Source organism: Kineosporia sp. R_H_3 (assembly GCF_002198675.1).
In the GTDB taxonomy this organism is placed as follows: domain Bacteria; phylum Actinomycetota; class Actinomycetes; order Actinomycetales; family Kineosporiaceae; genus R-H-3.
In genome coordinates this window covers 1-19,638 of sequence record NZ_MWLL01000230.1, presented here as the reverse complement: position 1 = coordinate 19,638, position 19,638 = coordinate 1, and the positions used below count along the sequence as shown (strand labels likewise).

Here is a 19,638-nt window from a genome sequence, read left to right as displayed (position 1 = left end):
TGTGGAAGTCGGGGGGTGCGGGTGCTGTGGGTGAGGTGATGCCGTTCTCGGCGAGGATCCGTTCGACGTCGTAGTGCCAGACGCGGTCCTGGTGGAGGTACGCGGCGACCTGCGCGAACTTGGTGTCCTGCTCGGCGATCCGGGCGTCCTGCTGGGCGAGGCGCGCGTCCTGTTCCTTGATCCGCGTGTCTTGCCGGGTCATCCAGTCGGAGGCGTCTTTCCAGACCTGGGAGCGGAGGTCGCCGTTGGTCTTGCGGGCGGTGAGGAAGGTGCCGACGACGCCACCGAGGACGGCGGCGGCGGCGCCGATGACGGACATCGTTCCGGCGCCGGCGGTGGCTGCTTCACCGGCGGCGATGAGCGCTGCCCCGGGGGCGGTGACGGTGAGGACGGCCGCGGCGATCGCTCCGAGGACGCTCACCGGGCACCTGCCGGGAGGTGCGAGGCGAGGTCGGGGCAGGGCGGCGCGAGGGGTTCCCGGAACGCGACGGCGCTGATGCCGGCGAGCGCGATGTTGAAGACGGCGTCGCGGAACGCGAACGTCCATCGGCTCTGGGTGGCGAGCTGGGCAGCCCAGGCGGAGAGGAACAGGCCGGCGGAGACGGTGTAGGTGGTGACGGAGGTGAGGAACCCGATGCGTGCCAGTCCCCAGGGGCCGTAGAGCCCGGCGAGGAACGTGACGACGATGACGGCGTGGGCGACGCCGAGGGCGGTGACTCCGGCCTGGCCGCCGAAGTAGGTCCAGGTCGGTGAGAGGTGCTGTCCGAAGAGGGCGTCGGCGGCGAGGCCGGTGTGGGCTGCGGCTTCGAGGGCGACCACTCCGGCGAGGCCGGGGTGGATGTCTGCGGCTGCGGGCCGGAGCCGGGCCCGCCACGTGGGCGATCCGGGTGTGTGTGCCATGGCGGCGTCGTGTCCTGTCGGCTGGGCCGTCCCCCGGACGGCGGTCGTTCGGCTGGTAGTGCGGCCGTGGTGCTCGACCGTCGTGGTGCTCCGGGTGGGCCGCCCCGGTGGTGCTGGCGCTACAGGTTGCGGTTGAGGTAGCGCTGGAGTGCGCGGGTGGTGGCCTTGCCGGTGACGCCGTCCTGGGTGACGCCGAGGCGCTTCTGCAGGGCGCGGCGGGTGACTCGGCCCCAGACGCCGTCGACGCGGACGCCGAGCCAGCGCTGGACGGCGCGGCGCAGGGTGTCGTCGATGCGGCCGTCGACGCGCAGGTGGAGGAACTGCTCGAGGCGGCGGGTGGTCGCGCTCCCCCAGACCCCGTCGACGACGAGGGGCTCCAGGTGGCGGCTGGTGTCGCGGCCGGTCTTCGGGGCGGGCCGGACGACGGCCTCGGCGGTGTACGCGGGGTAGCCGTAGAGGACGACGAGGCTGGTGGAGCGGATCCGGCGGTAGACGCCGCCACCGTCGGACTGGGATCCGGCGGTGCCGCTGCTGGTGTTGCCCTCGATGGTCTGGATGCGGCCGCCGGGCAGGACCTTCTCGACGAGGCCGACGTGCTGGATGCGGCGGATGCCGTCCGGGAAGTCGAAGAACGCGATGGCGCCGCGCCGCGGGGTGGTCCCGAACCGGGACTGGCCGAGCTCGGTGTAGTAGCGGGCCATGGCCGGGGTGTAGGCGATCTGCGGGATGAGCTTGTCGCCACCGGACGCCTGCCGGCCGACCCACCAGAGGAACTCCGCGCACCACGGGACGTGGTTGAGGCCGTAGGCGGCGCCGTACTTCGTGGCGTTGCCGCGGCCCTCGACGTAGCCGAGCTCGGCGCGAGCCCGGTTGAGGACGGCGGTGACGGTGGTCATGGATCACACCTCCTGGACGGCGGGATCGGCGAGGGACTCGTCGGCGGCCGAGTCGAGGACGTCGACCTCCTCGAAGTCGGGCTCCTGGTCGGCGGGCTCGTCGTCGGCGGGGCCGGTCGACTCGAGCGGCGGCGGGACCGCGGTCGGGTCGCCGGCGAGCGGGTCCGCGGCGAGCGCCGCGAGCGCTGCGGCGAGGTCGGTCTGGTCGGGCGTGGGCATGGCTGGGTCCTTCCCCTGGGCGGATCCGGGCGTGGCTGGCTCCCGGTCCGGCCTCCCCCACGGAGGCCGGACCGGGGCGTTCGGGGGTGCTACTGGTAGAGCTCGAAGGTCATGCCGGTGGCAGCGGACCAGGCGAGCGAGACGAGCCCGGAGTCGGCGGAGTTCCCGAAGCGGCGCCCGTCGGAGACCTTGACGACGCGGCTGGTGGAGTTCGGGATGGTGACGACGACGTCGGGGTTCCAGGACGAGGCGCCCTCGGGGCTGACGCTGTTCGGGTCGTCGATCGTGCAGGTCTGGGACGAGCCGTTGGCGTTGGTGATGCGCATGAAGACCGGGCCGGACCCGACGGCGAACTTGTCGCCGGTGGCGTCCGCGGTGAACACGGTGGGCGCGGCCGCGGTCATCGACATGGTCTGGACGGTGCGGGTGGTGGGCACGCTGTGCTCCTCGAGGTCCGGGGGTTGCTGGGGTGGTGCTGGTCAGCGGGGGGCTCAGTCGGTCAGGACTGGATGCCCCAGGCGCCGAACATGCCGACGCGGATGGCTCCGGCGCCGGCGGTGCGGCGGGCCTGGATGGTGAGGGTGTGGCGGGTGAGGTGGGCGCCGATCGCGGTGACGGACATCTCGTCGCTGGAGAGCAAGATGACGCCGTTCGTGGCGGACTTCACGGGCCCGATGGGGGTGCCGTCGAGGACGAACCGGACGTCGCCGGTGGTGCCGGCGGTGGTTGCCCAGCAGCCGATGGACACCTCGAGGCGGGGGTGCTGCCGCCAGACCTGCGCCCGGTAGAGGTCTTCGTAGGTCGCGGAGCTGGTGCTCAGCCAGGACGTGTCCTGCGCGGCGCCCCAGGGCATCGGGATGTAGGGCCGGGCCAGGCCGACCTCGGACGCGGCGTCGTCGGCCATGATCCCGTTGCCGCTGATGTCGAGCCAGTTCCAGGACTGCTTGCCGCCGGTGACGTTGGTGATGCAGTAGGCGACGAGCTCTCCGGAGTCGCGGCGCAGCACCCACCCGACCTGGGGCTTGCCGTCGACGCGGGGCGCGTACTCGGTGAAGGCGCCGACGTCGAAGATGGTGTCGCCGTCGGGGTCGATGACGCGGAACCGGCCGCCGTCGCGGACGGTGAGGCCTGCGCCGCCGGAGATGGTGGTGTTCCGGGCGGCCGCGGCGCCGCGGAGGGCGTCGATCTGCCGCTGCATGTCGCGCATCTGCGCGACGAGCGCCTCGATGTCGCGGGGGGTGTGCTGGTAGCCGCCGGCCATCAGATCTCCCGCTGGAACGCGATGGTGAGGTCCCCGTCGTCGGTGCCGGAGAGCTGGGTGATGCGGCCCCGCTGCTCGCCCTCGTCGAGGTACGGGTGGGTGCCGACGACGATGCGGGCCCAGTCGCCCGGGCGGACCATGCCCGGGGACGGGTGCCCGCCGGCGCGGACCTTCACGCTCCACGACTCGGGTGCGGTCCTGGAGCGGACGGCGAGCGCGGTGGCGTAGGCGTTGAGGGTGGCGAGGTTCTCGATGCCGTCGCGGGCGGTGTCCTCGACCTCGAGGAGGACGTAGCCGGGGCCGGTGAGGGTGGGGTCGTCGGCGCGGCCGATGATCCGGGACTCCCCCGACCCGGAGCCGGGCGCCCAGGCGCGGGATCCGACCTTGCTGCCGTCGACGTCGACGCTGAGGCTGACGACCCGGGAGCCGGGAACGGAGTGGTCCCAGACCCAGTCGGCTCCGGACTGGGTGAGCAGGGGGCTGGTGTCGGTGCCGGTGCGCATGACCCACTCGATGTTCCTGGGGTCGGCGGTGGAGCGGCGTGGGGTGAAGGCGATCTCGGGGCCGCCTTCGATGGTGGTGAGGGCCCGCATCGCTTCCCCGACCCAGGCCATCTCGTAACCGGGGTAGGTGCGGGCCTCGACGCCGGCGATGTCGGCGGGCAGGACGACAGGCAGGGCGCCACCGGTGTGGGTGTGGGCGACCTCGACGAGCTTCTTCGCGATGGTGCCGAGGGTGACGTCGGAGGTGGCGAGCTCGACACCGGCTGGGGTCTGGGTGCCGGTAAGGACGGGCAGGACCTTGCGGTGGTCGTAGTAGGACCAGGCGCCGGCCGCGCCGATCTGCAGGGTCTGCTTGTCGTCGTCGTAGGAGTGCACCCAGATCGGGCCGGCCGCGAGGATCGCTTCCTCTTCGCCGTCGGTGCCTGTCCAGGCGGCGGCGAGGAACGTGCGCCCGGGCTGGGCGATGACACGGGGCCGCAGGGCCGCGACGGCGGGGTCGGCGAGGGCGAGGGTGCCGCCCAGGCTGCCGGCCGCGTCAAGGGTGTCGGTCCAGGTGCCGCCGACGAGGGGGATGGTGTTCGTGACCCGGCCGGTGGCGAGGTCGCCGACGAGCCACGTCACGGGCATCAGGCGGCCTCGTAGGTCCCGTGGATGGTGATGATGTCGCCAGCGGCCCACGTCCAGGGGGCGGCGCTGCCGACGAGCGCACCGGACTCGTCGAGGAGGCTGACGATGGTACTGGAGAACGTGTAGGCGGCGCGGGGCACGCGGGACGACGCGGAGCTGTCCCACAGCATGGCCCGGGCGGGGGCCTCACCGGCGCCGGAGGTGATGGCGACGCTGGCGACGGGCAGGGAGAACCGGTAGGACCCGGACCCGGCGTTGGGGCTGGTGCCGAAGGTGACGGCGATCCGGAAGTGGACGGTCTTGCCCACCTGGATGTACTTGCCGGTGATGCTGCCACCGGTGCCGAGCGTCGGGTTCGTCGTCGACGCGGTGAGGGCCGGCGTGTACGACTGCCAGGCGTTGGGGTCGATCGCGGTGAGCCAGTTCCCGCCGACGGACACCTCGTAGCGGCCGGTGTCGATCCGGTAGATGAGCAGCCCGTCGAACTGGGTGAGGGCGGCCCGCTCGGTCGAGCTCCGGATGGCGATCGGGGCGCCGGCCGCTGAGGTGTACGGGGCGACCTGGGTGAACGTGACCCCGGAGTCGGTGCGGGTGGTGCCCTGCGGGACCTCCGCGCGGGCCAGAGCGAGCGCACCGGTGGGGATCGACGGGACCGTCGGCGAGGCGGCCGCGGTGCCCTGGGTGACGCCGAGGACGGCGGTGGAGTCGGCGTCGCCCTGCTCGGCGTCCGGGAACCGGATCCAGATGACGTCGATGCGCTTGGTGCCGACGGTGCCGGGCGCGGCTCCCGTGATGACGGTCGCGGTGGCGTCGTTGGCGCCGAGGTAGGGGCCGAGGGCGGCGGTCCCGCGGTTCGCGACGGCCTGGAACGCGGCGACGCTGTACGTCATGGCCGCGGTCCCAGACACGAGGGTCGTCATGCCGGGGCCCCAGAACACGCCGGTGCGGACGTCGACGCCACCACTGGCGGGGGCGACGAGCCCGGACAGGGCGAGGCGTGCCTCGGTGGGGCTGGTCTGCCCGGCGCCGGCCGGGCCGACGACGAAGAGCGGGTCCCTGGCGGCCACGGCGGGTTCTCCTACCAGTACGCGGGCGCCCACGTCGCCGCGAGCTGCGCGGCGGGGTCAGGCGCTCCGAGGGGGGTGATCTGGACGGTGCGGGTGTCGCCTGCGGGGATCGGCCACCACTGGCGGAGGGTGAGGTTGCCGTCGTAGCCGGGGACGCCGTCGTAGGCGACGGCTCCGGTGCGGGAGGTGAGGGTGACGGTGACGCCGGCGGGGACGTCGTCCTCCCAGCGGATCCGCCGGCCGGTCTCGAGGGCGACGAGCTCGAAGCCGCCGACGAGGGGGCCCGTGACGTAGAGGGTGGGCCAGGTGTCGGCGGTGCCCGGGTTGTCGAGGACGAGCAGGCCGGGGCTGGACAGGCCACCGAACTCGAGGAGGCTGGTCCCGCCGAACAGTGGGAACGCGAGGCCCCCGGCGTCGCTGGGCAGCGACGTGGACCCGAGCTGTGCGTCGGCGTACCGCAGCGGGTCGGGGCACCACCACTCGACCTGCCAGCCGAAGTGCCCGGGCCCCCAGTTCTTCAGGGTCGTCCCGCAGCGCAGCACCCGGCCGGTCGCGGAGAGGGTCCGCCCGGCGAACGTCACGGCGAGCGTCCCGGGCTGCGCCTGCCCACCGAGGTGGATCCCCGACTGCAGCCCGGCGAGGAGCGCGTTGCGGTCCTCAGGGCTGTAGCAGTAGCCCTCGACGACCGGGTTCCGGGCAGACGCCCAGACCGGTGCGTCGTGGGAGCCGTGGGCGTTCGCCCGGGCGACGTCGTCGACGCGGGGCCCGGGGCTGTCCTCCCAGCCAGTGAGCCCGGCGACCATGTACGGGCCCTCGTGGGACAGCAGGATCGTCCCGCCAGTGTCGGTCCACGTCACGTCGATGGTGTCTGCGGCCACGGTGCGCTCAGCCCCTCTCAGCCGGCCGCGCGGAAGCGGAACATGAGCTCGGACGCGACGTCCTGCGGCCCGCCCCGGATGAGCTGCATGGTGCCGACGGACACGGTCGGGGTGGCCCCGGTGGCGAGCGCTCCGGAGGGTGCGGCGGAGATGCTGCCGCGGCCGCCGGCGCGGGCGGTGGACCAGGCGACAGCGCCGCCGAGGCGGTCGACGACATCGGACGCGATCATGCGGGAGCGTGCCTGCTTCGATGCGGCGAGCGGGATATACGCCTCGCCGCCGGTCTCCGGTTCGGCCCACATGCGGATGGGGCCGCCGCGGGCGATCTGCGCGGTGTGGTTCTCGATGCCGCCGGCTGCGAACGCGATGGTCCGGACACCGGACGCCGGCGCGGCGGCGGGAGGCGCGAACGCTGCGGGGTCGAGCTGGCGCAGGAGCGCGACGACGCGGGTGAACTCGGCGGGCTTGGCCTTCGCGAGGGCGGCAGCGAGCTGGATGCCGTCGTCGCCCATGCCCTCGATGAGCGCGGCGAGCTGGTTGCCGCCGCGGCCCGCGATCCGCTTGAGGTTCCCCCGGAACGCGGTGGTCTGCGCGACGGTCCCGGCGAGCGCCTTGGTGTACCCGGCGAGGGAGAACCCCTTGGGGGCGTTCTTCCGGGTGACGGCGTCGGCCTGGCGGGCCTGGGCGGTGGTCTTGGTGCGGCGGGCCCGGTCGAGGGTGCCCTCGGCGTTGGCCTCGCGGGTGCGCGCGGACGCGGACGCCCGGCGGGCCCGGTCGAGTCGGTCCTCGGCGGCGTGGATGGCCTTGGTGTCGCGGGGGGTGTTGCGGCGGATGGCGGCCAGGGACCGCTCTGCGCGGCTCTGCGCGGCGGACGTCTCGGTGACAGCGGCGCGGGCGGCGCGGAGGTCGCGCTCTGCCTTCTGCTGGGCGAGGGTGGCGTTCTTCGCGGCGTTGATGGCCGCGGTGTAGTCCTTCGCGGTGATGGGCTTGGGGCGTGCCGCCTCGTACCGCTGGGAGACGTCGGACAGGCCGAAGGGGGTGGCCTGGCCGAAGCCGCCGTCTGCGTAGGCGACCATCCCGAAGATCTTCGCGACCTCGGCGAGGATGGCCTTGGACCGGGAGCGCTTCGAGCCGGCGAGGGGGATGTACGCCTCGCCCTCGGTCTCGGGCTCGTTCCAGAGGCGGATGGGGCCGCCGCGGGCGATCTGCGCGGTGTGGTTCTCGAAGCCGCCGCCGGCGTACCGGTGGATGACGCCACCGTCGGCGAGGGCGGTGCCGCCCGGCGCGCCGATGTCGATGTTGAAGCGGCGGCCGGTGAGGGCGCGGACCTTGGCGCGGATCTGGTCGAGGTTGTCCTTGACGGTGCCGGCGCCGGTGAAGGTCACGGTGGTGGTGACCTTCTTCGGGATCTGCAGGACCGAGTCTGCGTACTTCTCAGCGGCTGTCTTCGACCCGAGGAACTTCGTGGCCATGGTGACGAGCTCTTCGCGGGACTTCACCAGGGAGGCCCGGTAGTCCTCCTGGGTCCCCTTGTTGTTGAGGATCGCCGTGGCCTGCTGCTGGGCGGCCGCGGCGACGGCGTCGAGGGCGGCGGCGTTCGCGCGGCCCTTCGGGGTGGTGTCGTCGAGGGTCTTGCCGTTCTCCTTGAGCGCGGCGCGGGCGTCGTCGAGGGCCGCCTGGTAGTCGCGGGTCGCGGACCGGGCGTCGAGGACGGCGTCGGCGTACCCGGAGGCCTCGGCGTTGGCGTCGGTGAGGTCCTGCGCGAGCTGCTCGGCGCTGTACGAGGCGCCGGCCATCTGCTCCTTGAGGACGCTGGTGGCGTCCGCGGCGCCAGCGGCGGACTCCCCCGACGACACCTGCTGCGTGGCGACCTGCGTGAGGTAGTCCTTGTACTGCGGCATCAGGTCGAGGAGCGCGCTCGTCTCGTCGCTCGTGAGCCCTGCGGACGAGGAGAGCCGGTCGAACGCCTGCGCGGCGGCGGGCGCGTCGGACTGCGCGAGCTGCGCCAGGGCCTTGGAGTACTGCTCGATCTGGGTGGCCTCGGGCGACCCTAGGAACGGGAGGTCCTTCCGGAAGAACCCGTTGCTGCCGGAGAGGTCCTGGACGGCCTGCTTGAGGCCGAGGGTCTTGGTGTACAGGTTCCCGATGTTCCGGTCGGCGAGACCGTCGAGGTCGCTGCCGAAGGTCTTCGCGGCCTCACCGGCGAGGTCGGAGCCCTTGCCGAACTTCGCGAGCTCCAGGGCCATCTGGGAGACGCTGTCGCCGACGTTCCCGGCGCTCTTGTCGACGGCAGCGGAGATGTCGGGGGCGAACGACAGGACGGTGGCCACCGTGGCTGCCTTGCCGAGGGCCGCCATCGCGCCGCGGGCACGCCCCGCGGAGACACCGAGCTCGGCCATGTTCGTCTGCATGGTCTTGACGGCGACGGCGCCCTTGAGCATGCCGCCGGTGAGCAGCAGGGTGGCGGCCGTGACCCCGGCGATCACGACGGTGTTCTTCTGGACGGACTCCGGGAGCACCCCGAAGACGTTGACGGCGTCCGTGGCGGTCTGCGTGAGGGCCCGGAGGCCGTCGTTGGCGCCGGACCCGGACTGGATGAGGGCGGTCTCGAAGGATCCCTTGAGCTGCTCGACGTCGCCGGCGAGGTTGTTCATCAGGAGCTGCGCCTGCTGCGCTGCGAACCCGGTGTCGTCGACGGCGGTGGTCCACTCCTTGACGGCGTCCGCGCCGCCCGCGTAGAGGACCTTGGCGGCGGTGATCTGCTCGTTGCCGAAGATGGTGCCGAGGGCCGCGTCCCGCTGCGCGTCGGACATCCCACCGAGGGCGCCCTGGAGCTGCCCGGCGACGTTCTGCAGGCCGAGGAACGAGCCCTGCGCGTCGTAGAGGTTGATGCCGAGCGCCTTGATCTGCTCGGCTGCGGCCTCGCTCGGCGACGTGAGCGAGCCGAGCATGCCGCGCAGGCTGGTGCCGGCCTGCTCGCCGATGATGCCCTGGCTGGCGAACAGGGCCAGGACGCCCGTGGTCTCCTCGATGGAGACGTTCATGGACGCGGCGACGGGCCCGACGTACTTGAGGGCGTTCGCCAGGTCGGTGACGTCGCCCTGCGCCTTGCCAGCGCCGGCAGCGAGGAGGTCGGCGACCTTCCCGATGTCCTTGCCCTTGAGGTTGAACTGGGTCATCGCCGTCGCGGCGATCTCCGCTGCCTTGCCGACCTCGAGCTGCCCGGCCGCGGCGAGCGACAGGGACGCGTCGAGGCCACCGCCGAGGATGTCTGCGGTGCCGACGCCCGCCTTGCCGAGGGCGGTGATGGCGTCAGCGGCCTCGGTCGCGGAGTACTGGGTCTGCGCGCCGGCCTTGAGGGCCGCTTCCCGCAGCGCCGTGAGGCTGGCCCCGGTGGCGGTGGTGCCGGCGGCGGCCCGGCTCATGGCCTGGTCGAACTTCGCGAACGCGACGACGGCCGTGGTGGCGACGGCACCGATCGCGATGCCGGCACCGATGGCGCTGGTGCCGATCTCGTCGAACGCCCGGCGGTGCTTCCCCGCGGACTCGACGGCGGCCTTCCCGAAGTCCTGCGCCTTCTTCGAGGCCGCCGCCATCCCGGCGACGTAGCCCTTGACGTCCGCTGTGAGCCGGACCGCCACGGAGCGGTCGCCGCCGAACAGGGCCACGGCTCACCTCCGGCTCACGGTCGTCAAGGGGGGTCAGGGCGCGGCGGTGCCGCCGGCCTGCTCGGTGTGCTCGTGCTCGTCGTCTCGCGGGTCGTCGATGCGCTCCGCGCGGAACCGCAGCGCGTCCGACTGGGGCGCCTCGTCGTACTCCGGGGTGAGCAGCCCGATCGCCGTACAGGCGTGGCAGCGGGTCGGGATCGGGGCGACGTAGTGGTGCGTGCGGTCCTGCGCGTTCGGGTCGGCGTCCAGCGACGTCGTCTCGGCGAGCGGGTGACCGCAGCCGTGGCAGAGGCCGTCCTCGTAGAGGGTCAGGGCCACCGCGGTGCTGTAGTCGTGCTCGGGCCAGGCACGGAGCTCGGACAGGCGGACGCCCAACGCGCGGGCGGTGCGGAGCTCGACCAGGAGTGCGGGGTGCTCCCCTAGCCGAGCCGCGACAAAGGGACGTCGATCGTCTCCGAGCTCGCCCGCTCGAGGGTGCGGCCGATCGCTGCCCACTGCGCCTCACCGATGCGGGTGTGCAGGCGCGCGGTCTGGGCGGTGGTCATCGGCGGCGACACGAGCGCGAGGGCGATGGCGTCGTGCTCGTAGGCGCGGGCGCCCTCGGGGGTGAGGTCGTCGTCCTCGCTGGCGCGGTGCTTCTTGAGCAGCTCGCCCCGCTCCTCGTTCAGCAGGGCCCGCAGGTGCAGGACGAGCCGCGACCCCTCGAGCGCGGCGCGGATGTCGCTGATGCGGTCGTCGAGGAACGCGATGTCGCGGTCGTCCTCGGTCTCGGCGACGACGCCCCCGAGACGCGGGTCGATCGGGCCGCGCTGGACCGGCACCGTGGAGGCGCGGAGCTGGGCGGCGTCCCGCTCGGCGACGAGGTCTTCGAGCTGGGCGACGAGGTCGGCGCGGCCGTAGACGGTGACGGACCGCTGCGGTGGCGCCGCGGCCTCGAGCCAGGCGTCGACGTCGAACGTGCTGCTGTCGATGCTGTGCTGCTCGGTCATGACTGCTCCCCTGGAGAGTCCCCTGGTGGTGGTGTGGGACCGGCGCGGCGCCCGCCAGGGGAACGGACGCCGCGCCGGGGCTGCTGGGCCGTCGTCAGGCGACGGTGATGTCCTCGCCGACGGTGTTCGTGACGAACGCGGACTGCGAGACGTGGAGGACGGAGTTGGCCTCCGGCGGCTCCTTGAGCCGCTCCCCGACCGTGATGGGCCAGACGTCGACCTTCTGGCCGGCGATGAACGCGGTGGCGGCGGCGACGCCGTACCGGACGCACAGGTAGCCGACGGTGCCCGGGGGCATCCCGGAGTAGGCGAGGTTGTCCGGCGCGCTGGTCGGGTTGTTGACGTACCGGAGCTTGTCGAGGGACTTCGTCACCCGGCCGCGGTTCTCGAACGTCTGGGTGTCGGCGAGCCGGTCGTCGGTGATCTTCGCCTCGTCGAACGCGGGCCGCAGCCCGTCCGGGGTGAGGTAGAAGCTCAGGTCGATGCCGGCGTTGAGCTGGGCCGCGGTCGGGGCGGCGGGGGTGAGCGTCGTGCAGAACGCGACGCGGATGTTGCCGTCGGCTGCGACGGCTGCGGGACGGGCCATGGTCGGCTACTCCTTGTTCGGGCTGGTCGTGCCGGTGGGCGTGGGCGTCCCGGCCTTGGTGTCCCCTGGCGTGGTGGCCGCCTTCTCGGCGGTGGCCCCGGGCGGTGCGGCGGGGCTGGTGTCGTCCGGCCTGGCGGCGCCCCGCTCGAGCCACTCGCCGAAGTCCTCGTCGCTGGCGCCCTCGAGCGCCCCCTCCGGGACGTCGGGGAGCGCGCGGCCCGCGGGGTCGAGAGCCTCGACGCCGGCGAGCACCTCGGCGCCCTCGCGCATCGGGACGTCGTCGCGCTGGGACCAGGTCCCGACTCCGGGCAGGCGGACACGGACCCATGCGGGCATGAGGGCTCCCTGACGTTGCGGTGGATGGGTGCGCCAGACGGCGCGGACGTGCGGTCCCGGCTGGGCGCGCTCAGGCGCCGACGGCCGGGGCGGTGAAGAGGGTGTAGACGTCGACCGCGGCGAACAGCGGGGTCGGCTCGTCCCGGTCCGGGGTAGGGCGCTGCGCGGAGTACATGCGCAGCGCCTGGACGGACCGTCCGGGGATCGTGGGGACGACGTCGAGGAGGACGGCGCGGGTCTTCTCCTGCGCCCAGGCGACCTCGCGGACGGTGTCGCCGAAGCACCGGACGTAGACGAGGCCGTCGACGTTCGCCGAATAGCCACCGAGGCGGTCGTTCGCCATCGGCAGCCCATCGAAGTCGACGACGACCCAGCGGCTGTCAGGCCGACCGGACGTCGGGGGCTGCCCGGCGTCGTCGAGGGCCGAGGAGAACACCGGCAGGAGCGTCGGGGACCCAGCGAGCGGGGTGACCAGGGCGAGGACACCGGTCATGTGCGCACGGATCGTCACCGGTCCCTGCCGATCGCGTCCTCGCCGACCTGCGCCAGCGCCCGGGCGAAGCCCGGCAGGGCGCGGTCGAGGGCTCGGCCGGGGTGCTCGAGGGCAGGGCCTGTGCGGCTGGTCCCGAAGTAGAGGAGGTTGCCGAGCGCGCCCTGGCGGCGCTGCTTGTCGGGGCCGATCTCGGCGTCCAGGCCGCGGACGTCGTGGGTGATCGACGCGGGGAACGACGGGAACGTCGCGTGCCCGCGAGCCGCGGTGCGCAGGTCGTCGCGGACCTCGGTCGCTGTCGTCGCGACGAGCTCGGCGGCGGGGAGCACGGCGCGGCGGCCGGCGCCGGCGAGCTGGGCGGCGAGGCGGGTCACCTGGGTGATGTCGGCGGTGACGTCGATGTCGCGGGCCACGGCGTCCCTCCCCTGCTCAGGCGGTGATCTCGTCGACGACGAGCTTGCGCGCCGTGCTGAACGTCTTGTGGTGGAGGGCGCCGACCCGGAAGGCGCGGCCGACGAGCTCGGCGTCGTGCGCGGAGGCGGTGATGGTGACGACGTCGCCGATCGCGACGTCCACGACGGCGACGGGGACCTTGACGATCGCCTGCTGGACCGTGGCGGTGCGGTTGCCGACCTCGGGGGTCTCGGCCGCGTTCGGCGGCATGCGCACCTGGCAGGGCCCGGTGTAGAGCGTGCTGGTCGTCGGGGTGATCTTCCCGGTCGTCTCGTTCTGGGCGCCGGCGCCCGTGGTCCGGGTGATGGTGCAGGCGTCGACCATCAGGGAGTCGGCGAGGCGGCGGCCCGTGGCGAGCGCGGCGGGGATCGACACGGGCCGCCTCCTCGAGGGGCTAGCTGGCTGAGGCGAGCATGGCGGCGACGGTGTGGGAGGCCTGGGCGTGGAGCTCGACGCCGAGGCGGTCGTAGCCGAGGGTGGTGCGGGTGCTGGCGTGGTCCATGCCGTCCTGGACGACGCGGACGTCGACGCCGGCCTGCAGCGCGAGGGTGGCGAACGAGCGGCGCAGGGAGTGCGGGCTGACCTTCTTCGCGATCCCCGCCTCGCGGCACAGCCGCTGCAGGACCCGGTCCGCGGACCGGCGGGTCATCTGCGACCCGTCGCGGCGCAGGAGCAGCCAGCCGTTCGTCCGGCCGGCCACCGCGGCGTCCACGGCCTGCATGACCGGGATCGGGAGCACCTTCACCGAGGGCTTGTCGCCCTTGCCGATGGTGTGCAGGATCCGGTAGCCGAGCTCGGTGGTGGTGATGTCCTCGACGCGGATGTTGCAGGTCGCCGAGACGCGCATCCCGATCGTGCCCATGAGCGAGACCAGCGCCCAGTCCGTCGGCGTCCCGGCCCGCGCGGTGCGGAGCAGGCTGCCGAGCTCGAACCGGTTGAGCCAGGTCTGACGAGCGGGGTCGACGTGCACCTTGGGGAGCTTGAGGTGGTACGCCGGCGAGTGCTCGATGAACCGGTCGAGCACGGCGAGGTCGTAGTAGCCGCTCACCGTGCCGAGGCGGCGGACCACCGAGGCGGCGCTGTTGCCGCGCTCCTCGAGGAGGTGGATGACGAACGCCTGGACGTGGGGCCGCTGGATGTCGCGGAGCGGGTGGAGGCCGCGGGCGGAGCACCAGGCGAAGAACAGCCGCAGGTCCGTGGCGTAGGCGGACCTCGTGTTCCGGTTGAGGTACTGGCCGAGGAAGTTGACCGCTGCGAGGTTCGCCGGGTCGGCGAGCGGGTCAGCGGTCGGGAGTGCGGGCAGACGGGTAGCGTCGTCCATGTCGGGCTCCAGGTATCAGCTGGTGTTCCGGCGGGCCCGGTCAGCGTTACAGCGCTGGCCGGGCCTTCTCTGTCGCTGTGGTGGACGCTTGCCGCGCCCGGATGGTTCCTTCGTAGCCATCGGTAACCGGCGGTTTTGGAAGCGGTTTCAGCAGGTGATCTGAGGCAGCGACAGCCAGGCCGGAGGCACGTGTGTCGCGCTGGGGCCGCACCCGCACGGGCACGGCACTACGACCACCGCCCCGGCGGGAAGTCGGGGTGCGTGGACCGGGCACGGAGGCGGCGGGATGATGCCCATCCACACCTGGCAGCAGGTGCACCCCCGCCCGAGGCCGAGAGCCGAGGTCATCCTCAGACCCGCGGAGCCTCGCGCCAGTGGCGCGGACCGTCGCCCTGGCCGACCGAGGTCACCCAGAGGCTGTCGGTGCCGTCGAGGAAGACCTGCCCGTTGACGCAGGAGTCCGGCAGGTCACCCCAGACGCGGACGATCAGCATCGGGTAGACCTGCCCGGCGACGGCGATGTTGCCGACGTGGAGGACGTAGCCGATCGAGTCCTCGCGGACCTTCGCGAGGTTCGCCTGCGCGTCCGCACGGCGCTTGTTGATCGCCTCGGCGTCCTCCGCGGTGAGCGTGTAGTGCACGAGCCGGCCGATGCTGGGGATCATCTTCTGGTGCCTCTCTGGTAGGTGTAAGACCGCTGGTTGACCGTCGCTATGGGCGGGCGCGGCGTGTCGAGCCGGGCGGCGGCGTAGCGTGCTCGGCCGTGGATACCTGCCCGGCCTGCCGCCACACACGGACCGCCTCGCACCATCCGTGGGGGTGGCTGCTGCGCCGTCTCGGGCGTCCCGTGCTGTCGTCGTGCGGCACCCTGGTCAGCGCCGAGGACGGGTGGGGCGGCATCGACTGCGGGTGCCCCGACCCGTGGCACGGCTCCTAGAGGCTGCGCAGCCCGTTGAACACAGCCTGAGCGATGTCCGCGTAGCCGAACGACGACGGGTGCAGGCCGTCGCTGTAGTAGCCGAGCGGATTGCTGACGGCATAGGACTGCCACCGCGAATAGACGTCGATCAGTCCGAGAGAGTTGGACTGCGCGAGCGCGTTGAGCACCGGGATGTACTGCGGCTCGAACGTCGTGTACGGCGCCCCGTTGGACGGCGCCATGCTCTTGAGCATCACGTCTCCGGAGGCTGCAACGGCCCTGGTGATGAGCGACTGCATGTCGGTAGAGAACTGGCCCGACGTCCTGGACGCCCCCGCGTCATTGATGCCGAAGTCAATGATCGACAAGTCCGGCAGGTAGTTCACGAACGCGTTCTGGATCGTGAACGCGAAGCCTGTCCCGACCCAGTCCTGCGCCTTCGCGGCGCCCTGGCCGCAGTTCCCGACCTGAACGACGGTCTTCGTCGACAGGAAGCAGTTGACGCCGATGATGTCGACCTCGGCGGCGCTCACCGTCACGAGGTTGATGCTCGGCGCCGACGCCGCGGTGAACGTCACTGTGCTCTTGCCGACACTCAGGGACCCGGCAAGGGCGCTGATCGTGGCGAGGGTCGCGCCGCCGTTGACGTTGACGGTGAAGTCCCCGCGGCCGGTGTTCTTGATGTACCAAATCTCGATGGTGTCGACCGTCGGCGGGCCGGTGAACTGCGACGGCTGGATGGTCAACACCGATCCGGACGTCGTCGCCTGCCAGTAGCCGAAGCTGTTGGACCAGCCGGCGCCCATCGTCGCCCGGGGGTCCGCCGCGGGGCCCGCCGAGGGGCGCGGGAACACGAACGTCTGCTCGGCCGGAACGTAGTATCGGTTCAGCATGTCCGTGACGACCGACGGGTAGTTCTGTCCCCAGTTGGCCGCGGTCTGGCCTGCGGTGGTGGAGTCGCCGACGCAGAGGAGTCGGGCGTTCGCCGTCCCCGCCCGGACCTTGGCGAGCGCCGCCCGCCACTTCTTCGCGTTCTGCGGGAGCATGTTGTACGACGGGCCGGGCGTCGGGACCGCGGTCCACTTCGCCCCGGTCGCCTGCGTCGCGTCGGCCGTCAGCACCGTGCCGTCAGCGCCCACGGCGAGAGCCCCCACGGTCGCCGCAGCGGTCGCAACAAGGAGGTCGCCCTTGGCGGTTGCTGTGGACTTGGCGACCGCGTCTGCTGCGATCTCCGCGTTGACGAACGCCGTCGTGGCGACGCTCGTGTCGTTGTCGCCCGGCGAGGGCGTCGGCGCCGTCGGGTTGCCCGTGAACACCGGGCTCGCTAGCGGGGCATACGTGCCAGTCAGTGAAACTGCGCCGGTCTGGCCGTCGACGGAGGAGACCGCTCCCCCGCCGCCACCGGCAAGAGCGGTGAGCGCGCCGTAGTTCTTCACGCCGTCACCGATCTTCACGGTTCCGGCCTCGATGTCCTTGCACTCCTGGCCGGCCGCCGGGACCAGCCCGGACAGGGCAGCCCACTCCTTGGTGTTGCCGATCCTGGAGCCGTCCGTCTGGACGCGCATGGGCCGGCTCGCCTGCAGGCTGTAGGTCTCGGTGTCGCCCACGGGGCTGCTCCTCGGGTGGGGTGGTGGTTGGACCGGCGCTCAGCCGGGCGTGACGGAGAAGGCGCCGCCGCGGCGGACACCGATGCCTCGCAGGCGGCTGCGCAGGTCGTCGACGAGCGACCGCGGGGCGCTGAGCGTCTCGGTGCCGTAGGTCAGGGTGACCTCGCCGTCGAGTGCCACGGAGCGCAGGCCCGTTGGGTTGGAGGCGTAGGTGGCTGCGGTGTCGAGTGCGACGGCCGTGAGCTCGGCGGGGACGTCAGCGTCGGTCGCGTAGCCGTGGCTGTAGGTGACCTGGACCCATGGCGCCCACAGGCCGGGCGGCCAGGCGATGTGCTCGGCCCCGGCGTAGGCGTCGTACCGGGAGCGCTGGGCCTTGATCAGGCGGCTGCCGACCCGCCGGAAATGCCGGCCCTCGACGACCGTGACGCCAGTGGCTTCGACGTCGCCGAGCTCGACGACGGTGAGCGGGTTGCTGAGGTTGACGACGACGGGCCTCTGGGGCAGCACGACCTCACGCTCCCCGCCCGGGATCACGACGATGTCACCGGCGACGAAGTCAAGCTGCTGCTTGGAGACGGCCCGGATGAGGCCCGCTGCGGAAGCGATCGCCTGGAGCGCCGCCTGCTCGTCCAGGGCCGCGTCCTGCAGGTGCGTTCGCAGCTGCGCGGGGGTGGCGAGCGTGAGCGGCATTGGTCAGGCCAGCTCGGACAGGATCGTGGTGCGGGCGCGGCCGACCCGCTCGGCCGCGAGGACCTGCTGGGCCTGCGCCGGGTTGGCCTTGGCGTAGGCGAGGACGTCCGCCACCGTGTGCTGGGAGGGGTCGAACGCGGCCGACGGGTCGTCGGCAGAGTCTGCCGCGGCGACCGTCGCACCGAGCACCTGCTGCGGGGTCTCCGGCGCGGCCTGCTCGTCCTCCGCCTGCTCGTCCTCCGGCTGCTCGTCCTCCGGGTGCTCGGCGGCCCCGGGGGTGTCGTCCTCCGGGGAGATCGGGCAGCCCTGCTCGCGCATCCACCACTCGTGGAAGGGGTCGACCGGGTCGCCCGTGACGTAGACGAAGCGCTGGAGCGTCGTCGGGTGGCAGACGGTGAAGTCCACCAGGGCGGTGCCGGCCATTGATCTCTCCTCGTGTGACTGCTGCGGCGGTGGAACGGCTGACCATCGTCGGCGAGCCCGGCTTCCCCTTCCGGGCCCGCCGACGATGGGGACTGCTGAGGTCAGCCGGCGTGCTCGATGACGACGGCCCGCTTGTAGAGCGCGGGGTCGCCGGCGGCGGCGTAGAGGTCGGTGGGGACCCCGTAGTCGCCGGTCCAGGCCCACGACGTGACGAGCTGCCGCTGGAGGTTGTCCGTCGGCGGCTTCACGATCATGGAGACCTCGACGCCCGGGGACACCTCGACCATCGAGATGTTCGGGACGTCCTGGACGCCGGAGCCGTCGAGCAGGGCGCCCTGGCCCTCGAGCGGCGCGGCGACGAGCGCGCCCTGGCCGAGGACGATGGGCCGCCGGATCTTCACCGTGCCGGCGGTGCCGCCCGAGGAGTGCGTGCCACCCAGGACCGTGGGCGCCTGGTTGTTGCGCACCCAGTCGATCCCGGCGAAGCGACCGAGCGACAGCCCCTGGAAGATGGGCGAGTCGAACCGGCCCGCGTGGAGGCTCTTGAAGTCCGCGTCGCGGAAGAGCTGCAGCTCGGTGACGGGGTCGATGTGCGCGACGTAGTAGCCGTCGACGTCCGGCACCGACATCTCGCGGAGCCGGCCCACCGCGGACAGGAACATGTCCAGGGTCGCGACGTTGGCGCCGGAGAGGTCGAAGATCGTGTTGCCGGTGGGGCGGATCGTGGTCGGCGCGTTGGCGGCGACGATCGAGTCGCCGACCGTGTCCGCACGGGCGGTGCCCAGGGTGAGGGTGTTGGTGCCCGTGTTGACCCCGGTGACGGTGTTCGCGACGCCCGTCCCGCCACCGGCCGGGTAGATCACGACGTCGAGCGGGTTGGTCGGGGACACCGGCGTGAGCACGCCGTTGACCGAGACGTAGGCGAAGCCGGTGACGGACCGGACGACGGCCGACGTGTCGCTGGTGCCGGTGGTCCGGACGTAGGTGCGGCCGCCGCCGAAGGCGTCGTAGAGCCGGTTCCGGGCGACCTGGTTGAGGGTCTGGCCGGCGTGGATGCCGAGGGCGGTGACGTCCTGGGCGTACTGCGACGCGAGCTCGACGTTGCTGGTGAGCATGTCCGTGGGGAGCGACTTGCCGTAGGTCGCCAGCTCGACGGTCCACTGCTCGATGTTGTACGAGCCGTTCGTGGTGTCGGCGCCGGCGGCGAGCGGCGTCGGGTCCGGGGTCATCACGCCGGCGCGCGTGAAGGTCTTCTTCTGGCCGATCTTGCCCTGGAAGGGCTCGCTGTCGGCGAGGGTCGGGTAGAGGAACTCGGGGACGAGTGCCTGCCGGAAGCGGGCCTCCCAGTAGTTGCCCGGGACGGCGGCCTGCAGCCGGGCGGGGAGCGCGGCGACGATGTCGTGCGACGCGACGGCGGCCCGCTGGAAGGGGACGCGGAGCCAGCCCGGCCGCTCGACGCGGGCCGCCTGGGCGGTCAGGTTGGACATGGTTGTGTCTCCGTTTCTTCGATCTTCACGGACAGGGAGTCCGGGAACGCTTGGGCGAGGTGGTCCAGGTAGGCCAGTTGGGACCGCAGGAGGGTCGTGACGGCGGCGCAGACCTTGCCGTCACCGCCGTCACCGGAGCCTTGGTGGCCGGTGACCTCGATCCGTGTATAGCCGCCCCCGTCGCCGGTGAGCGTCGCCCGGACCTGGATCACCTGCCGCGGACTCCGAGGCGCCGGTTGACGGCGTCGTAGGCGTCCTTGTCCGTGGTGTAGTCGACCGGGGCGGGCTTGTTCCGGGGGCCCTGCGACGGGTCGGGGC

Annotated in this window: 24 protein-coding genes; all 24 read right to left on the bottom strand. The window is 72.5% G+C overall.

Features of this window, described 5'->3' with window-relative positions:
• A partial coding sequence (locus ECOMGDLI_RS28925) for a hypothetical protein (RefSeq protein WP_198955280.1) occupies positions 1-421 on the bottom strand: 421 nt, incomplete at its 3' end.
• Positions 418-900: a hypothetical protein gene (locus tag ECOMGDLI_RS36490; RefSeq protein ID WP_143448012.1), complete on the bottom strand. Its 483-nt coding sequence runs from the start codon at positions 898-900 to the stop codon at positions 418-420. The genes ECOMGDLI_RS28925 and ECOMGDLI_RS36490, both read right to left, overlap by 4 nt.
• A gap of 119 nt (positions 901-1,019) precedes the next feature.
• Positions 1,020-1,796, bottom strand: coding sequence for a CHAP domain-containing protein (locus ECOMGDLI_RS28915; RefSeq protein ID WP_088320304.1), 777 nt, complete (start codon positions 1,794-1,796; stop codon positions 1,020-1,022).
• 3 nt (positions 1,797-1,799) lie between these two features.
• Positions 1,800-2,015: a hypothetical protein gene (locus ECOMGDLI_RS28910; protein WP_088320303.1), complete on the bottom strand. Its 216-nt coding sequence runs from the start codon at positions 2,013-2,015 to the stop codon at positions 1,800-1,802.
• Between the two features lie 89 nt (positions 2,016-2,104).
• Positions 2,105-2,452 (bottom strand): hypothetical protein, encoded by a 348-nt coding sequence (locus ECOMGDLI_RS28905; protein WP_088320302.1) that lies wholly within the window; start codon positions 2,450-2,452, stop codon positions 2,105-2,107.
• Positions 2,453-2,514: 62 nt separating this feature from the next.
• Positions 2,515-3,276 (bottom strand): hypothetical protein, encoded by a 762-nt coding sequence (locus ECOMGDLI_RS28900; protein WP_088320301.1) that lies wholly within the window; start codon positions 3,274-3,276, stop codon positions 2,515-2,517.
• Positions 3,276-4,406: a hypothetical protein gene (locus ECOMGDLI_RS28895; protein ID WP_088320300.1), complete on the bottom strand. Its 1,131-nt coding sequence runs from the start codon at positions 4,404-4,406 to the stop codon at positions 3,276-3,278. Before ECOMGDLI_RS28895 ends, ECOMGDLI_RS28900 begins: the two co-directional genes overlap by 1 nt.
• Complete coding sequence (locus ECOMGDLI_RS28890; protein WP_088320299.1) at positions 4,406-5,473, bottom strand: hypothetical protein; 1,068 nt, start codon at positions 5,471-5,473, stop codon at positions 4,406-4,408. Before ECOMGDLI_RS28890 ends, ECOMGDLI_RS28895 begins: the two co-directional genes overlap by 1 nt.
• A gap of 11 nt (positions 5,474-5,484) precedes the next feature.
• Positions 5,485-6,351 (bottom strand): hypothetical protein, encoded by an 867-nt coding sequence (locus ECOMGDLI_RS28885; RefSeq protein ID WP_088320298.1) that lies wholly within the window; start codon positions 6,349-6,351, stop codon positions 5,485-5,487.
• 17 nt (positions 6,352-6,368) lie between these two features.
• Positions 6,369-10,019 (bottom strand): phage tail tape measure protein, encoded by a 3,651-nt coding sequence (locus ECOMGDLI_RS28880; protein ID WP_088320297.1) that lies wholly within the window; start codon positions 10,017-10,019, stop codon positions 6,369-6,371.
• 33 nt (positions 10,020-10,052) lie between these two features.
• Positions 10,053-10,394: a hypothetical protein gene (locus ECOMGDLI_RS28875; protein WP_088320296.1), complete on the bottom strand. Its 342-nt coding sequence runs from the start codon at positions 10,392-10,394 to the stop codon at positions 10,053-10,055.
• 44 nt (positions 10,395-10,438) lie between these two features.
• Positions 10,439-11,008 (bottom strand): hypothetical protein, encoded by a 570-nt coding sequence (locus ECOMGDLI_RS28870; RefSeq protein ID WP_088320295.1) that lies wholly within the window; start codon positions 11,006-11,008, stop codon positions 10,439-10,441.
• Between the two features lie 94 nt (positions 11,009-11,102).
• On the bottom strand, positions 11,103-11,594 hold the full coding sequence (locus ECOMGDLI_RS28865) for a hypothetical protein (RefSeq protein ID WP_088320294.1): 492 nt from the start codon (positions 11,592-11,594) through the stop codon (positions 11,103-11,105).
• A 6-nt stretch (positions 11,595-11,600) separates the two neighbouring features.
• The gene (locus ECOMGDLI_RS28860) at positions 11,601-11,930 is read right to left on the bottom strand and encodes a hypothetical protein (RefSeq protein WP_143448011.1); all 330 of its coding nucleotides are present in this window, start codon (positions 11,928-11,930) and stop codon (positions 11,601-11,603) included.
• 70 nt (positions 11,931-12,000) lie between these two features.
• Positions 12,001-12,423: a hypothetical protein gene (locus tag ECOMGDLI_RS28855; protein ID WP_143448010.1), complete on the bottom strand. Its 423-nt coding sequence runs from the start codon at positions 12,421-12,423 to the stop codon at positions 12,001-12,003.
• Between the two features lie 14 nt (positions 12,424-12,437).
• A complete protein-coding gene (locus ECOMGDLI_RS28850; protein ID WP_088320291.1) occupies positions 12,438-12,833 on the bottom strand; it encodes a hypothetical protein in 396 nt (131 codons plus the stop codon).
• 16 nt (positions 12,834-12,849) lie between these two features.
• Positions 12,850-13,248 (bottom strand): DUF6093 family protein, encoded by a 399-nt coding sequence (locus ECOMGDLI_RS28845; RefSeq protein ID WP_088320290.1) that lies wholly within the window; start codon positions 13,246-13,248, stop codon positions 12,850-12,852.
• Between the two features lie 19 nt (positions 13,249-13,267).
• On the bottom strand, positions 13,268-14,194 hold the full coding sequence (locus ECOMGDLI_RS28840; protein ID WP_088320289.1) for a tyrosine-type recombinase/integrase: 927 nt from the start codon (positions 14,192-14,194) through the stop codon (positions 13,268-13,270).
• A gap of 350 nt (positions 14,195-14,544) precedes the next feature.
• Positions 14,545-14,859 (bottom strand): hypothetical protein, encoded by a 315-nt coding sequence (locus ECOMGDLI_RS28835; RefSeq protein ID WP_088320288.1) that lies wholly within the window; start codon positions 14,857-14,859, stop codon positions 14,545-14,547.
• Positions 14,860-15,127: 268 nt separating this feature from the next.
• Positions 15,128-16,720, bottom strand: coding sequence for an SGNH/GDSL hydrolase family protein (locus ECOMGDLI_RS28830; protein ID WP_088320287.1), 1,593 nt, complete (start codon positions 16,718-16,720; stop codon positions 15,128-15,130).
• Between the two features lie 39 nt (positions 16,721-16,759).
• Positions 16,760-17,410: a hypothetical protein gene (locus ECOMGDLI_RS28825; RefSeq protein ID WP_088320286.1), complete on the bottom strand. Its 651-nt coding sequence runs from the start codon at positions 17,408-17,410 to the stop codon at positions 16,760-16,762.
• Between the two features lie 3 nt (positions 17,411-17,413).
• Entirely contained in the window at positions 17,414-17,833 is a 420-nt protein-coding gene (locus ECOMGDLI_RS28820; protein WP_088320285.1) for a hypothetical protein, read from the bottom strand.
• Between the two features lie 101 nt (positions 17,834-17,934).
• Positions 17,935-19,320, bottom strand: a complete 1,386-nt coding sequence (locus tag ECOMGDLI_RS28815; RefSeq protein ID WP_088320284.1) for a hypothetical protein — start codon at positions 19,318-19,320, stop codon at positions 17,935-17,937.
• Positions 19,308-19,532, bottom strand: coding sequence for a ribosomal-processing cysteine protease Prp (locus ECOMGDLI_RS28810; RefSeq protein WP_088320283.1), 225 nt, complete (start codon positions 19,530-19,532; stop codon positions 19,308-19,310). Before ECOMGDLI_RS28810 ends, ECOMGDLI_RS28815 begins: the two co-directional genes overlap by 13 nt.
• Positions 19,533-19,638: the final 106 nt, after the last annotated feature.

What these genes read in the sequence shown, in the direction of transcription:
- ECOMGDLI_RS36490 (WP_143448012.1), bottom strand. Translation starts at nt 900, where the DNA reads ATGGCACACACACCCGGATCGCCCACGTGGCGGGCCCGGCTCCGGCCC.
- ECOMGDLI_RS28915 (WP_088320304.1), bottom strand. Translation starts at nt 1,796, where the DNA reads ATGACCACCGTCACCGCCGTCCTCAACCGGGCTCGCGCCGAGCTCGGC.
- ECOMGDLI_RS28910 (WP_088320303.1), bottom strand. Translation starts at nt 2,015, where the DNA reads ATGCCCACGCCCGACCAGACCGACCTCGCCGCAGCGCTCGCGGCGCTC.
- ECOMGDLI_RS28900 (WP_088320301.1), bottom strand. Translation starts at nt 3,276, where the DNA reads ATGGCCGGCGGCTACCAGCACACCCCCCGCGACATCGAGGCGCTCGTC.
- ECOMGDLI_RS28895 (WP_088320300.1), bottom strand. Translation starts at nt 4,406, where the DNA reads ATGCCCGTGACGTGGCTCGTCGGCGACCTCGCCACCGGCCGGGTCACG.
- ECOMGDLI_RS28870 (WP_088320295.1), bottom strand. Translation starts at nt 11,008, where the DNA reads ATGACCGAGCAGCACAGCATCGACAGCAGCACGTTCGACGTCGACGCC.
- ECOMGDLI_RS28865 (WP_088320294.1), bottom strand. Translation starts at nt 11,594, where the DNA reads ATGGCCCGTCCCGCAGCCGTCGCAGCCGACGGCAACATCCGCGTCGCG.
- ECOMGDLI_RS28860 (WP_143448011.1), bottom strand. Translation starts at nt 11,930, where the DNA reads ATGCCCGCATGGGTCCGTGTCCGCCTGCCCGGAGTCGGGACCTGGTCC.
- ECOMGDLI_RS28855 (WP_143448010.1), bottom strand. Translation starts at nt 12,423, where the DNA reads ATGACCGGTGTCCTCGCCCTGGTCACCCCGCTCGCTGGGTCCCCGACG.
- ECOMGDLI_RS28840 (WP_088320289.1), bottom strand. Translation starts at nt 14,194, where the DNA reads ATGGACGACGCTACCCGTCTGCCCGCACTCCCGACCGCTGACCCGCTC.
- ECOMGDLI_RS28835 (WP_088320288.1), bottom strand. Translation starts at nt 14,859, where the DNA reads ATGATCCCCAGCATCGGCCGGCTCGTGCACTACACGCTCACCGCGGAG.
- ECOMGDLI_RS28825 (WP_088320286.1), bottom strand. Translation starts at nt 17,410, where the DNA reads ATGCCGCTCACGCTCGCCACCCCCGCGCAGCTGCGAACGCACCTGCAG.
- ECOMGDLI_RS28820 (WP_088320285.1), bottom strand. Translation starts at nt 17,833, where the DNA reads ATGGCCGGCACCGCCCTGGTGGACTTCACCGTCTGCCACCCGACGACG.
- ECOMGDLI_RS28815 (WP_088320284.1), bottom strand. Translation starts at nt 19,320, where the DNA reads ATGTCCAACCTGACCGCCCAGGCGGCCCGCGTCGAGCGGCCGGGCTGG.